Below are 12,803 nucleotides of genomic sequence, written 5' to 3' on the forward strand. Positions count from 1 at the left end.
GTCTTCCTTGCCTGCTTTCGTTCCAGTTCTTCTCTTACATCTGGCCCTGGGGCGTGGGAGTCCGCACGCCGGGCCAGTCGTCGCTGTGCCATTCACGCGTGTGGCCGCTCACGCCGTGGTGTGCCGCGAGGGCAGCGGCCAGGTCGCAGTGGACGGGGATCGGCGGATGCGTTCCGTCGGGCACGAGCGAGCCGTCCGCGGGGATCGCGGCGAGCTCCAGACTCCGCCCTTCGTCTGCTAGTCGGCGGGCTGCCTGAGTCACGGCGAGCTGGCCCCCTGCGGACCAGCCGCGCAGCTCGGTGAGGTCGAGGATGACCGGCCCGGTGCCGCGGGCCAGAGCCCAGCCCACGGCACCGGCGAACCGGTCCACCGCGTCGGCGCCGAGAAACCCGGACAGCGAGAGGACACAGAAGTCCCGCTGGGTGGTGTAACGCCACTCGATGGTCATCGTTGGTCTCTCGTTCTCACAGGGGAAGGGTGATCCAGATGCTTTTGCCGCGGCCGTCCGCGTCCGCGCGAACCACCGCGGTGCCGCCGAGACTGAGGGTGAGTTCGACCACCGTGGCCAGGCCACCGCTGCCCTGTGCGGTGGACGATGCGTACAGGGAAGGCAGGTAGGGGTGTCGGTCGTGGACGGCGAACGCGAAGGTGTCCGGGCCTGCCGCATAGATCACTGTCACATTCGGCGAGAGCACGGCAGCGTGCCGCACACTGTTGGTGACCAGTTCGCCCAGGATCAGCAACGCGGGGTCCACGGTGGGGTGCCGCCGGCTGATGCCCCACTCCACCAGCACCTGCTCGGTGGTCTCACGCGCACTCCGGACGGCGGACCCCACGGCGGGCATCGTCAGCACATGCCGGTGCGGCAGGGTCTCGAGCCGAGCGCTCATCAGGCTTCCTCGTGGGCGAGGCGGAAGCCGGTCACGGTCTGCGGGCGGATCCGTAGGAGGGTGTCGTGCGGGCCGTGGACCCAGCCGGGCAGCGTGCGGCGGTAGTGGGCGGCCTCGTCGGCGTCGGTGATGACCTCGGCCGGGCCGGTGGCGGTGACGGTCCAGCCGGTGCCGCCGGCCACGCGGATCTCATCCGCGTGGTAGGTGAGCGTGGCCCTGTCGGACAGGGCTGTTGCCTGCGCGGGGGTGCGGACGATCAGGCGGCCGTACTGAAGAAGATGCACGGCCGGACGGATCACGGAGCTTTCGCGCTGGATGTACACCAGCCGTCCCTGGGCGGCGCCTTCGAGCAGCCACAGGGCCTCGGTTCCGGAGACCTCGACCATGCGACGGGAGACGGGGGTGGTCATCGAGCAGCTTCCTCAGTGACGGGGGCGGGGGACTGCGCGGGAACGACGGGCAGGACCCCGGCGCCCTGCAGATGTTCGCGGGCTCCGGCGATAGCCTCCGGGGTGGTGGCGTACTCACGGCCCTCCAGCCGCAGCAGGTCCAGCGCCCCGACCGAATCGAGGACCTGGCGCTGTCCGGGCCGTATCCCGGACGTCATGACGGCTATGCTGCGCCGGTTGAGCTTCTCCACGGCGTCCTTGAGGACGAGCGCGCCGGTGGCGTCCATGGTCGTGATGCGCGACATGCGCAGGATGACGACCCGGACGTCGGCGACCTCACTCAGCTCCAGCAGGAAGCGGTGCGCGCCGGCGAAGAACAGCGGCCCGTCGATGCGGTACGCGACGATGTGCTCGGCCAGCAGCGCATGCTCTTCGTCGCTGTGCTCACCGGGCAGGTCGGGCCGGAAGTCCACCTGATCCATCCGGGCCTGCTGAGCCACCGCCCGCAGTGCCAGTGCCCCGGCCACGACGAGGCCGATGATGACCGCGTAGACGAGGTCGAGGGCGAGGGTGGCCACGGCGGTCAGTACGAGTACGAGACCGTCGGAGCGGGTCGCGCGGGCCATGGCGCGCAGTGAGCTGACCTCGACCATACGGATCGCGGTCGCGAGCAGTACGCCCGCGAGCGCGGCCAGCGGGATCTTGGAGACCAGCGGGGCTGCGGCGAAGACGATGACGGCCAGGACGGCGGCGTGGGTGAGGGCGGCGAGCCGGGAGCCTGCGCCGGTGCGGACGTTGACCGCAGTACGGGCGATAGCCGCCGTCGCCGGAACGCCCCCGAACAGCGGGGCAGCCAGGTTCGCGACGCCCTGACCGAACAACTCCTTGTCCGGATCATGCTTCTGACCGACCGTCATACCATCCGCGACGGTCGCGGACAGCAGCGACTCCAGCGCCGCGAGCGCGGCCACCGCGACCGCAGGTGCAAGCAGAGAACCGAGTGCGCTGACGTCGAGGAAACCCAGGGAGGGGGCGGGCAGCCCGGACGGCAGATCGCCGATCGGGGCCGCCGCGTCCAGGTGGAAGACCTGGGCGACGACGGTCGCGACGATCACCGCGACGATCGAGAACGGGACCGTCGGCCGCCACCGCGCACCGGCCAGCATCACCGCGGCCACACCGGCCGCGAGAGCGACGGCGGTCCAGTTCGGAGCACGGACGAACGCCTCGACGGCCCGCCAGGTCACCATCAGGACCCGGTCGCCGTCCGGCTTGGCCACGCCGAGCGCGTTCGGGATCTGCTGCAGGCCGATCACGCAGGCGATGCCGAGGGTGAAGCCCTCCACCACCGGGGCCGGGATGTATCGCATGTACCGCCCGGCCCTCAGTAGGGCGAGTGCGATCAGCATCAGCCCGGCCAGCAGTCCGACGGTCAGTACCCCGCCGGGGCCGTACTCGGCGACGATCGGGACCAGCACCACCGTCATGGCTCCGGTGGGGCCGGAGACCTGGAGATTGGAGCCGCCGAACAGCGCGGCCAGCGCACCGGCGACCACCGCGGTGGCAAGCCCCGCCTCCGCGCCGAGCCCGGAGGACACCCCGAAGCCGAGAGCGAGCGGCAGCGCCACGATCGCCACCGTCAGGCCCGCCAGCAGATCGCGGCGCGGGTTTCGCGCCATGAGCGCGAAGTCGGCGCGGACAGGCAGCAGAGAACGCACCCGGCCCAGGGCCTGGGTGAAGACCGTACTCACCGCGCGGTGACCTCGGCTTCCCGTAGCTCGACCAGCAGCTCGTTCTGCCCGGTCAGCATCTCGGTGAGGATCCGGCGCGCGGCCCGCATCAGATCCGCGACGTCCCCGCCGGCGAGCTCGTAGACGACGGTCGAGCCCTCCCGGGTGGCCGTGACGATCCCTGAGCGGCGCAGAACCGCCAGCTGCTGGGACAGCGCCGACGGCTCCACCTCGATCGCTGTAAGCAGGTCGCGTACCGGCATGGGCCCGCCCTGCAGCAGCTCCAGGACCCGGATGCGCACCGGGTGCCCCAGCATCCGGAAGAACTCGGCCTTGGCCTGATACAGCGGAACCGGCACGATCTCGGACTCTCCTCATCACCCCGGGCACCGGGGTATCGCTTGGCGCTGTGCCCGCGGCTACCTACGGACACAGCCAACACAGCATGTATTGAATTGCAGAATTTCGCAATTCGTGGAGGGTTGCTCAAGGCTGAAGGCGTCGCCCGCTGGGCTGCGACATTGTGCGAGGGAGGGGAAATCCATGCCGGCGGGTCGATCTTGGCACTGCCCCTTGCGCACCAACTGGCCTGTCGGTGAGGTACGGCAAGGGGCGCTGGCCGTCGCGGCCGGCCGCCCGCCTCGCGGGCCGCCGGCGTCCAGGAGGCGTACTGGGCGTCAGGTCCCGCCGTGTGCGCGGGACCGGATTATGAACGACATGCGTCACCACCTACAGGGGGGACACGACCACAATCCGCCCTCGCCATCCCCTCTCAGCTGGACGACCTGGGCAAGTGGCTAGAGCTCGACCACCGGACAGGTCAGGGTGCGGGAGATGCCTTCGACCTGCTGGATCCGTGCGATCACCAGGCGGCCCAGGTCATCCACGGTCTTGCCCTCGGCCTGTGCGATCACGTCATAGGGGCCGGCCACCGCCTTGGCTCGCAGCACGCCGGGGACGGCCGAGACCTCCGCGGCCACATCACGTGCTGTGCCCGCTCGGGTCTGGATCAGGATGTAGGCCTCGATCATGACGGACCTCCCTGCGCCTCGGAGCAGGTATCTCCCGCGGGGCGGCGCGGCGCCGCTGTGCCCTCGCGGTCAGGGCCAGTGTGCGCCGTCGTGCGACGCGTGACCACGGGCAGGCACGCGCGGGGTTCTGCTGTCATGGCCCAGGAGTGCCCCCGGCGATACGCTGAAGGCTCCTCGGAGGTGCATCGGAGCCGGTGCACGCAGGGTGATTCGCGGGGTGGCGGTCGCGATGACGCAGCAGTACCTCATCGGCGAGACATCGGTACTCCTTGCGCAGTTGCAGGGTGCAGCCACCGATCAGACGCATTTGCGCGAGGCCGCGCGGCTGCGCCACGAAGCCGAGGCTACGCCGCCTCCGGCACTTGGACCGGTACTGGTGCGCGCGATGGCGCTGACCGACGAGCTGTGCTGGGACTCCCTGGACCGGGGCGATGTCGCGGCGTTTGTCCACCAGTGCGCCTGCGGGGCCGAACTGCGCGAATTCTGCGTCTGCGCCGGGCTGCTCGCGGACGGTTAGCGGCCGGGACGGCGCCCCGCCGCCGCGGCCATTCCAGTGGGAGGTCGAACCCATGGCAGCAGAACCACAGCCGCAGCTCTCCGAGGCACAGATCGCCGTCCACTGGCGCGAAGAGGATTACTACCGGCCGTCGGCCAAGTTCGTCGCCCAGGCGAACGCGGGCGACCCGGCCATCATCGAGCGGTTCGGCGAGGAGCACTTCCCCGAGTGCTTCAGGGAGTACGCCGACCTGCTCACCTGGGACACGTACTGGCACACAACGCTGGAATCCAGCCGACCGCCGTTCTGGAAGTGGTTCGTCGGCGGCCGCCTGAACGGCTGCTACAACTGCGTCGACCGGCACCTGGCCACCAGCCGGAACAAGGCCGCCTTCATCTGTGTGCCCGAGCCAGAGGAGCAGGACACCCGGGCGATCACCTACCAGGAGCTGTACAGGCGGGTCAACGAATTCGCCGCCCTCCTGCGCGGCTTCGGCGGCGTGGACACCGGCGACCGGGTCACCTTCCACCTGCCGATGGTCCCGGAGCTGCCGGTCTCCATGCTGGCCTGCGCCCGGCTGGGCGCCATCCACTCCGAGGTGTTCGGCGGGTTCAGCGGCACGGCCTGCGGCGACCGGATCGCCGACTCCGGCAGCCGGGTCCTGGTGACCATGGACGGCTACTACCGCGGCGGCACCCTGGTCGACCACAAGGCCAAGGCGGACGAGGCGGTGGCAGCCGCCCGCAAGCTCGGCCAGGAGGTCGACAAGGTGCTGGTCTGGCGTCGCCACCCCGGCCAGTACGCGTCGAAGAGCCCCATGGTCGAAGGCCGCGACTTCTTCGTCGACGAGATCCTGGCCGACTACGGCGGCCACAGCATCGAGCCCGTCTCGATGCCCGCCGAGGCGCCGCTGTTCCTGATGTACACCAGCGGCACCACCGGCCGCCCCAAGGGCTGCCAGCACTCCACCGGCGGCTACCTCGCCTACGTCGCCGGCACTTCGAAGTACTACCAGGACATCCACCCCGAGGACACCTACTGGTGCGCCGCCGACATCGGATGGATCACCGGGCACTCGTACATCGTCTACGGCCCGCTGCTGCTCGGCACGACCAGCGTGCTGTACGAGGGCGTGCCCACCTACCCGGACGCCGGCCGCTGCTGGCGCATCGCCGAACGGCTCGGGGTGAACATCTTCCACACCGCACCCACCACCATCCGGATGCTGCGCAAGGTCGGCCCGCACGAGCCCTCGAGGTACGACTACCACCTCAAGCACATGACCACGGTGGGCGAACCCATCGAGCCGGAGGTGTGGCGCTGGTACCACGACGAGGTCGGCAAGGGCGAGGCAGCCGTCGTCGACACCTGGTGGATGACCGAGACCGGCGGCTTCCTCGGCAGCACGCTGCCCGCCCTGCAGCCGATGAAGCCCGGCAGCTGCGGCCCGGGGGTGCTGGGGATCTATCCGGTGATCTACGACGAGGACGGCAACGTCGTCGAGGGCGGCAGCGGCAAGGCCGGCAACATCTGCATCCGCAACCCGTGGCCCGGCGTCCTGCAGACCGTCTGGGGCCAGCCCGACCGTTTCGTGGACATCTACTACCGCCGCTACTGCAAGGACCCGGACAGCACGGACTGGCGCGACTGGCCGTTCCTGTGCGGGGACGGCGCCGTCCAGGCGGCCGACGGCTACTTCCGGATCCTCGGCCGGATCGACGACGTGATCAACGTCGCCGGCCACCGGCTCGGCACCAAGGAGCTCGAATCGGCGACCCTCACCGTCGAGGAGGTGGCCGAGGCCGCCGCCGTCCCGGTGATGGACGAACTGCGTGGCCGGGCCGTGGAGATGTACGTCGCCCTCAACCCCGGCCTCGCCTCCAGCCCGGAGATCGAACAGAAGGTGGCCGCCGCCATCGAGCGGGAGATCGGGAAGATCGCCCGGCCGCGGAACGTGTGGATCGTCCCCGACATGCCCAAGACCCGCTCGGGGAAGATCATGCGCCGGGTGATCGCCGGGATCTCTAATTTCGCCGACGTCGGCGACGTCACCACCCTGGCCAACCCCGAGATCGTCGACGACATCCGCCACCACGTCCAAAGCGCGAAACTCGCCCGTGGCGACGCTCCCCGCGAACTCTCACCGCAGCAGGCCCAGGAGATCCGGGACTTCGGCAAGGCCGAATAGCAGCACCTGAAGAACGTCACCGGTGGTCCCACGGGGGCCGGGCGATGGCCGGTCGTACGTCCCCAAGGATGCAAGCTGTTCCTTAACCTCCGGTGTCGAAATGTGCTTCGAACTAGTCCGCTCACCTGGGCAATTCCCGTCGGATCGACCCTGACGGGGCCCTGCAGTTCGCCTGCTTTCAGCCGGCCTGCAGGACATCGACGCCGGAGTCGAGGTTGGCTGCCTGGTCGGCCCAGTGTTCAGCGTCGCGGCGCTCGCCACGGCCCAGATGTAGCAGGTAGAGGCAGTAGGCGGCGGTGGGGTTTCCGGCGCCCGCTGCGAACTGCCACCAGAACTGGGCAGCCTCACGGCAACCGGCCAGGTTGAGCGCATCCGCCACGCCACGACGTACACCTATCGCCACACTCCCAGTCCGGCCCTGCGCGCGGCCGTGAAGCGTCTGACCGTCGGCGAAGACGAATTCGGAGGTGTTCTTCAGCCCGATCCTCACCTGGCCGACCAGATCGAAGAACTCGGCAAAGTCCCCGCTCTCCGCACGGACAGCCTCGACCGGTATGTGGACGCAGGGGATGTGACGGCCCGTTGCCCGGGTGAGGACCGCGGCCGTCTGGGAGGGTGTGAGGGCATCTCCGGCGATCGCGACGGGCCTTGCCCAGATACTGCGTCGGGTCGCCGAACGCGAGCGCGACGAAGGTGCCGATGTCCTCCACCGCGATCAGCTGCTCGGCCACGTCCGGGGCGAACGCGGTCGCCAACTGCCCGGTTTGGAGGCCGAAGGCCGGGTCCGCGACGTTCTCCATGAACGAGGCCGGCCGCAGGATCGTCGCCGGGATGCCGATCGCGCGGATACGCTCTTCGATCTCCCACTTGCTCTCGAAGGCGCGGACCCCGGCGCTGCGTTCGGCGCCCGCGACCGACGTGTAGACCAGGTGCTCCACTCCTCCGGCCAGCGCCGCATCTGTCACGCTCCTGCCCCGCCGGACCTCATCCTCGAAGCCGACCGGTTGCACCCCGAGCCCGCCCTGCTGCACGCTGAAGACGCCGTAAGCACCCTTGACGGCGGCATCGAGTGACGCCCTGTCGTCCAGGTCACCCGTCACGATCTCGGCGCCGGCCGAGGCGAGTGCGTGGGCGGCCCGGCCGACAGGATCGATCACCGCGGCGTGATGGGTCAAGCCATGGGTGTCGACTCCGTCGGCGATCTCCGGGCCATCGTGCGTCATGCTGGTCATGTCCGTCCTTGCCGCTTGTCCGAGCCGAGGGCGGCACGCGCCGGTCGGGCGGGTGGACAAGACAGTGACGGGGCTTCTGGACCAAGCTCCTATGAAGTCACAAACGCCCGTCCGGCCGCGTGCATAGCGACACCTGGCGAGCCGACAAATCCCAAACAGGACAGTCGAGACGTCAGTCAGTGGGTGGGTCAGACCCGCCAGTGGCATCACCACGAACATCATCACTGTCAGTGGGTGAAGGCGGCGCCGATGGCGTGGCTGTCCTCGTACATGCGGTAGTTGCGGATCTTTCCGTCGGCCACGGTGAAGTGCAGTGCGAAGTGGTTCGTGAAGGTCTTGCCAGTGGCCAGGACGCCGAAGCGGTTGTGGCCGATGACGATGGCTTCCGCGCCCTCGACCACGGTCGTGTGGATGACGTACTCCTGTGGGGGCGTCAGTACCGCGGGGAACGTCGCGAAGAAGGCGGCGATCTCGTCCCTCGAGTTGCGCGAACCGGCCCAGGGCACGTTGTCGGCTCCTCCGACGTGGAAGGACACGTCACCGGCGAACAGGTCGAGAACACCGTTCATATCGCCGGAACCGAACCGCGCGAAGAAGGTGTCGACGACCTCGCGGGTCGCGGTCGAGGCGTCGGTGGTGCTGCTCATGGCGGGTAATCCGTTCTCTGCGTTGCGATGCGTTGCGATGGGATGCGTTCGATAAAGATGAAGGCGAACGGGCGATGGCGGGACTCGGCGTCACGCCACGGTCAGGACGATCTTTCCTGTGGTGCGACCGGTTTCTCCGAGCGCGTGGGCCCTGGCCACGTCCTCCAGGGGAAGCACCGCCTCGACTTCGACCTTCAGCCGGCCGCTGTCGACCAGGGACGCGATCTGACGCAGTCCGGCCTGGTCGGGCTCGACGAGCAGGAACACGGCGCGCACTCCGGCCGCTCGGGCCTGTTCGGCGGGGAACGTCGCGTCCAGCGGCAGGATCGAGACCAGCGTGCCGCCGGGCCGCAGGGTGCGCAGGGAGCGGGCCCAGTAGGCGCCGCCGATGGTGTCGAGGACGATGTCGACGTCGCGCACGACCTCCGCGAAGTCCTGGCGGGTGTAGTCGACGAGTTCGTCGGTTCCGAGACCGCGCAGGAACGCGTGCTTGGCCTCGCGCGCGGTGCCGATGACGTGCGCGCCGCGTGACTTCGCGATCTGCACAGCGAGATGGCCGACCCCGCCGGCTGCGGCGTGGATCAGTACGCACTGGCCGGGCTGGATGTCGGCGGTGTCGACCAGGGCCTGCCAAGCGGTGAGGGCGGCCAGCGGAATGGCCGCCGCCTGGACGTGGTCCAGGTGTTCGGGGCGGTGGACGAAGTGCCGGGCCGGGGCAGTGACGTACTCGGCGTAGGCGCCGGCGGGGTGCGGGAACCGCGGCATCCCGAACACTTGATCACCGGGCTGGAAGACGGTGACGCCGAGCCCGACGGCCTCGACGACACCGGAGACGTCGAAACCCAGGGTGAACGGGGTCTTGGCCCCCGTGGAGAACACGCCCCGGGACCGGGTCTTCCAGTCCGTCGGGTTGACTCCGGCCGCGTGGACGCGGACCAGGATCTCGGTCGGGCCGGGACTGGGCCTCTCGGTCTCGACGACCTTGAGTACCTCCGGGCCACCGGGCCGGTCCTGGCTGATGGCCCGCATCTTCAAGGGCGCTTCGTGGGTCATGGTGATGGCCTTCACAGGAGTGGGATCAGATGGTTCATGCCGGTTCATCTGGGCACAGTCCAAGGCTGCCGGGCACGGGAAGGCCCAGGTAGTGGCCCGATGGTCAACATCTGAAAGGATCGGGTCATGCACCGCATCGGAGTTCTGGCCCTCGACGGGGTCGTACCCTTCGAACTGGGCATCCCCGCCCGTATCTTCGGAGCGGCCCGCGACCTGACGGGGAACGCCCTCTACTCCGTGACCACCTGCAGCCTGGACGGCCGTCCGGTACGGGCAGAGGCCGACTACGAACTCTCCGTCGCACACGATGCGTCCGTGCTGGCCACCGTCGACACGGTGGTCATCCCGCCCTCCCACAGCCTGGGGCCGATCCGAGAGGAAGGCCGCCTCCCGGACAAGCTGCGGAAGGCTCTGGCCGCCGTGCGCCCCGGTACCCGGATGGTGGCGATCTGCACCGGCACCTACGTTCTGGCCGCCGCAGGTCTCCTCGATCACCGTCCGGCCACCACGCACTGGCGCGAGGCCGAGCGGCTGCAGCGGATGTTCACCCAGGTCCGAGTCGACCCCGACGTGCTGTTCGTCGACGACGGCGACGTCCTGACCTCGGCCGGCGTGGCCGCCGGCGTCGACCTGTGCCTTCACATCGTCCGACGCGACCACGGCAGCGAGGTCGCCAACGAAGTGGCGCGCGCCTGCGTCGTCCCGCCCTGGCGCGACGGCGGTCAGGCACAGTACATCCGGCGGCCCGTACCTGCCCCCACCGACAGCGGCACCGCCCCCACCCGGTCCTGGGTCCTGGAGCGGCTCGCCGAACCTGTAACGCTGGCCGACATGGCCGCCCACGCCAAGGTCAGCGTACGTACCTTCACCCGCCGCTTCCGTGACGAAGTCGGCGCGAGCCCCGGTCAGTGGCTCGTGCGGCAGCGGATCGAGCGGGCGCGGCACCTGCTGGAGACCACCGACTGGCCGATCGACACAGTGGCCGACCGCGCGGGCCTCGGCAGCGGAACCTCGCTGCGCCAGCACCTCCACGCCGCCATCGGCGTCGCTCCCCAGGCATACCGCCGCACGTTCCGCGCCGTGGGCCCGGACGTCCGACCGTAGGGGTTACCCGCTCCCACGTGCCGTCGATCGCCTATGCGCGTGAGTCAGCGACACATCCGATCAACGATCCGATGGTCCAAGCGAATCGGCCTGCCCGTACGGGGGCCCGTCGATCGGCTGCTGAGCATCTGTGCACTTAGGCTGGGGTGGCACAAGACAGCAGCCCGCACAGCACGGGGGCGCGGGTGTGGCGCAGGTCAATCCCGGCAAGAGCCGTTAGAGGTCTAGACAATAAACAAGCCCCAGGTCGCTGGCCTGGGGCTTTTCTATGGAGCGGGTGACGGGAATCGAACCCGCGCTCTGAGCTTGGGAATCCTGAGAATGATGTTGCTAAGAAGTGGGCCTGACCTGCACAGACGCCCTCAGGTGATGGTGAATTCAGGCGCCCGGGCTCGCCGACGTTGACCGTGGTTGACCGCGGTGAGTGGTGCTTAAGTGGTGCGGAGTGGAGCGGCACTTTGAGAAGGAAGTCGCCTCCGGCTCCTACGACTTCCAGGGTCGGCTTCGCCGACGGGCTGCAACATGCGCGCGTGTTGCAGCCGTCTGTGACCGGACAGCCCGGACAGTGCCCCTTTCCGCTGTCCGGCTCGTTTCTCCAGGTCAGAGCAGCAGGTCAGGTCAAGCAGCCGTCGTTCAGCCACTTTCCGCTCTCCCGAGTCCAGCGCTCGTCTGTGATGTCACGGTTGGGGAGGCCCACCGTGTAGGAGACGCGCGCTTCACCGCTCGACATCTGGTCGACGGCGAAGGTCTTCACAGAGAGATGTCCGAAGTCTTCTGCGTAGCCTTCCACGATGTTGCTGAACAGGCGCTTGTCGGCAATTGCCCCGCAGCGCTCCGACAGCAACCCGCGCGCAGTCTTTGCGTCTGGCTGGTAGAGGGCGGTGACGTAAGGAGCGGACGGCCTTCTCGAGTGCGATGGCGTTGCTTGCCTTGTCCTGACTCTCCAGCGGCTGGCTGGCGCTGGGGCTGGCCGTAGCGGCGGCCTTCTCCGTTCCGCCTCCTGTTGTACAAGCGGCGAGCGCCAGAATCGCAGTGACAACGAGGGTGGTACTTGTGGTGCGGGTGTGCATTGCCCCCCTGGGCTGTTCAGTACGTGATCGGGCAGCATGCCACGCCCCCGGCGGGTCGCGACAACCTGGTGCGCTTCGTAACCGGACAGCCCGGACAGCGCCCATTTTTCAGCTGTCCGGTCCGTTTCTCCAGGTCAGCGCCTTAACCGGACAGTCGGACAGCATCGTTGCAGGTCATCGACTCGCTAGCCCTGTTAAGTCAGTGGCATTGCACCTAGACCCGACCACGCCCCGGACACGCTATCCAAGGGTGTCCCAGCCGCGATCGGCATGCCCTGAAAGCCCGCAAAGTCACCGGCATTGAGGCTAAGGGCTGCACCCACAGCTGCCGAGCTGGCGATCAGCCACTTTGCGGCGTCGCGAATCCTGTCGTTCGCGGCTTGCAGAGCGCCTTCTTCGCTGGACTTTTTGTCATTTTGACTCGCTTCTGCGGGCATCAGACTTCATCCTCATCGGCGTATCCCGGCCGGATGGGAAGGCGGGGAGGGAGGTTATCGACATCAAGGTCTTCTTCCACATAACTTGGCCTTAGAAGAACCCGTGGAGGAAGGTTCAAAATGCCGATTGGGAGGGCATTGTCTTCCGTGCGACTGCCTCTCCTCCCTTGCGCACGGTGCCGGTCCGCGATGGCCAGTCCCGACTCGCTGTAGTGTTGGATGACAGATTTCGTTTCACCGGTAGTAAGGACAGTTCCTGGAGGAACTCTCGGGCCCTTGGCAATCCTTTGAACTGTGTACGGCAGCTGAATCTCGTCATCGGTGAATTCAGCTTTCACGGCAGGAACAATGAGCTCCTCGTCCTCGTCCTCTAGGTCGAGGCGAACCTGCAAAATACCTGCTATGTCGCTCTCATAGAGTGCATGAATGGCTGACAACTTCCCAATAACTTTGCCTTCTTTTGACCTGACACTGAGATCTCGATTCGCTCGAATTCTCGAAATTCTCACAAGGTCACCCCTGCTGTGTGGATTTAG

General features: G+C 68.1%; 15 protein-coding genes. 3 read left to right on the forward strand and 12 right to left on the reverse strand.

Annotated elements, in window-relative coordinates:
* Window positions 1–34: 34 nt before the first annotated feature.
* The 6 genes from SLUN_RS21135 to SLUN_RS21160 all read right to left on the reverse strand — a co-directional run bounded on the left by SLUN_RS21135 (window position 35) and on the right by SLUN_RS21160 (window position 4,040).
* Complete coding sequence (locus SLUN_RS21135; RefSeq protein WP_108150604.1) at window positions 35–448, reverse strand: STAS domain-containing protein; 414 nt, start codon at window positions 446–448, stop codon at window positions 35–37.
* A 16-nt stretch (window positions 449–464) separates the two neighbouring features.
* Window positions 465–890: an ATP-binding protein gene (locus tag SLUN_RS21140; RefSeq protein WP_108150606.1), complete on the reverse strand. Its 426-nt coding sequence runs from the start codon at window positions 888–890 to the stop codon at window positions 465–467.
* Window positions 890–1,300 (reverse strand): pyridoxamine 5'-phosphate oxidase family protein, encoded by a 411-nt coding sequence (locus tag SLUN_RS21145; protein WP_254708566.1) that lies wholly within the window; start codon window positions 1,298–1,300, stop codon window positions 890–892. Before SLUN_RS21145 ends, SLUN_RS21140 begins: the two co-directional genes overlap by 1 nt.
* Entirely contained in the window at window positions 1,297–2,958 is a 1,662-nt protein-coding gene (locus SLUN_RS21150; protein ID WP_254710007.1) for a SulP family inorganic anion transporter, read from the reverse strand. The genes SLUN_RS21145 and SLUN_RS21150 overlap by 4 nt, the downstream gene beginning before the upstream one ends.
* 68 nt (window positions 2,959–3,026) lie before the next feature.
* Window positions 3,027–3,368 (reverse strand): ArsR/SmtB family transcription factor, encoded by a 342-nt coding sequence (locus SLUN_RS21155; protein WP_108150609.1) that lies wholly within the window; start codon window positions 3,366–3,368, stop codon window positions 3,027–3,029.
* A gap of 438 nt (window positions 3,369–3,806) precedes the next feature.
* The gene (locus tag SLUN_RS21160) at window positions 3,807–4,040 is read right to left on the reverse strand and encodes an Lrp/AsnC family transcriptional regulator (RefSeq protein ID WP_108150610.1); all 234 of its coding nucleotides are present in this window, start codon (window positions 4,038–4,040) and stop codon (window positions 3,807–3,809) included.
* 229 nt (window positions 4,041–4,269) lie between these two features.
* Here SLUN_RS21160 and SLUN_RS21165 point away from each other — a divergent pair, with 229 nt between their 5' ends.
* Both SLUN_RS21165 and acs read left to right on the forward strand, forming a co-directional pair.
* Window positions 4,270–4,557 carry a hypothetical protein gene (locus tag SLUN_RS21165; protein ID WP_159100297.1) on the forward strand — a complete coding sequence of 96 codons (288 nt, stop codon included), beginning with the start codon at window positions 4,270–4,272 and terminating at the stop codon, window positions 4,555–4,557.
* A gap of 52 nt (window positions 4,558–4,609) precedes the next feature.
* Complete coding sequence (gene acs, locus SLUN_RS21170) at window positions 4,610–6,724, forward strand: acetate--CoA ligase (RefSeq protein ID WP_108150614.1); 2,115 nt, start codon at window positions 4,610–4,612, stop codon at window positions 6,722–6,724.
* Between the two features lie 178 nt (window positions 6,725–6,902).
* Here acs and SLUN_RS40055 read toward each other — a convergent pair whose 3' ends face one another.
* From SLUN_RS40055 to SLUN_RS21185, 4 genes are all read right to left on the reverse strand, one after another.
* Window positions 6,903–7,103: a hypothetical protein gene (locus SLUN_RS40055; protein ID WP_170146524.1), complete on the reverse strand. Its 201-nt coding sequence runs from the start codon at window positions 7,101–7,103 to the stop codon at window positions 6,903–6,905.
* Window positions 7,069–7,956: an NmrA family NAD(P)-binding protein gene (locus SLUN_RS21175; protein WP_217505314.1), complete on the reverse strand. Its 888-nt coding sequence runs from the start codon at window positions 7,954–7,956 to the stop codon at window positions 7,069–7,071. Before SLUN_RS21175 ends, SLUN_RS40055 begins: the two co-directional genes overlap by 35 nt.
* Window positions 7,957–8,183: 227 nt before the next feature.
* Window positions 8,184–8,603, reverse strand: a complete 420-nt coding sequence (locus tag SLUN_RS21180) for a nuclear transport factor 2 family protein (RefSeq protein WP_108150616.1) — start codon at window positions 8,601–8,603, stop codon at window positions 8,184–8,186.
* 90 nt (window positions 8,604–8,693) lie between these two features.
* Window positions 8,694–9,656, reverse strand: coding sequence for an NADP-dependent oxidoreductase (locus SLUN_RS21185; protein WP_108154865.1), 963 nt, complete (start codon window positions 9,654–9,656; stop codon window positions 8,694–8,696).
* Between the two features lie 126 nt (window positions 9,657–9,782).
* Here SLUN_RS21185 and SLUN_RS21190 point away from each other — a divergent pair, with 126 nt between their 5' ends.
* Window positions 9,783–10,760, forward strand: coding sequence for a GlxA family transcriptional regulator (locus SLUN_RS21190; protein WP_108150618.1), 978 nt, complete (start codon window positions 9,783–9,785; stop codon window positions 10,758–10,760).
* A 613-nt stretch (window positions 10,761–11,373) separates the two neighbouring features.
* On the opposite strand, the gene SLUN_RS21195 is transcribed toward SLUN_RS21190, so the two are convergent.
* Complete coding sequence (locus SLUN_RS21195) at window positions 11,374–11,604, reverse strand: hypothetical protein (protein ID WP_108150620.1); 231 nt, start codon at window positions 11,602–11,604, stop codon at window positions 11,374–11,376.
* Window positions 11,605–12,266: 662 nt separating this feature from the next.
* Entirely contained in the window at window positions 12,267–12,776 is a 510-nt protein-coding gene (locus SLUN_RS39530) for a hypothetical protein (protein ID WP_159100298.1), read from the reverse strand.
* Between the last annotated feature and the right edge of the window lie 27 nt (window positions 12,777–12,803).

The sequence above is a fragment of the Streptomyces lunaelactis genome, from assembly GCF_003054555.1.
Classification (GTDB): Bacteria; Actinomycetota; Actinomycetes; order Streptomycetales; family Streptomycetaceae; genus Streptomyces; species Streptomyces lunaelactis.

Excerpts from the sequence above, each read along its gene's own strand:
- SLUN_RS21135 (WP_108150604.1), bottom strand. The coding sequence starts at position 448 with ATGACCATCGAGTGGCGTTACACCACCCAGCGGGACTTCTGTGTCCTC.
- SLUN_RS21140 (WP_108150606.1), bottom strand. The coding sequence starts at position 890 with ATGAGCGCTCGGCTCGAGACCCTGCCGCACCGGCATGTGCTGACGATG.
- SLUN_RS21145 (WP_254708566.1), bottom strand. The coding sequence starts at position 1,300 with ATGACCACCCCCGTCTCCCGTCGCATGGTCGAGGTCTCCGGAACCGAG.
- SLUN_RS21150 (WP_254710007.1), bottom strand. The coding sequence starts at position 2,958 with ATGGCGCGAAACCCGCGCCGCGATCTGCTGGCGGGCCTGACGGTGGCG.
- SLUN_RS21160 (WP_108150610.1), bottom strand. The coding sequence starts at position 4,040 with ATGATCGAGGCCTACATCCTGATCCAGACCCGAGCGGGCACAGCACGT.
- SLUN_RS21165 (WP_159100297.1), top strand. The coding sequence starts at position 4,270 with ATGACGCAGCAGTACCTCATCGGCGAGACATCGGTACTCCTTGCGCAG.
- acs (WP_108150614.1), top strand. The coding sequence starts at position 4,610 with ATGGCAGCAGAACCACAGCCGCAGCTCTCCGAGGCACAGATCGCCGTC.
- SLUN_RS21175 (WP_217505314.1), bottom strand. The coding sequence starts at position 7,956 with ATGACCAGCATGACGCACGATGGCCCGGAGATCGCCGACGGAGTCGAC.
- SLUN_RS21180 (WP_108150616.1), bottom strand. The coding sequence starts at position 8,603 with ATGAGCAGCACCACCGACGCCTCGACCGCGACCCGCGAGGTCGTCGAC.
- SLUN_RS21185 (WP_108154865.1), bottom strand. The coding sequence starts at position 9,656 with ATGACCCACGAAGCGCCCTTGAAGATGCGGGCCATCAGCCAGGACCGG.
- SLUN_RS21190 (WP_108150618.1), top strand. The coding sequence starts at position 9,783 with ATGCACCGCATCGGAGTTCTGGCCCTCGACGGGGTCGTACCCTTCGAA.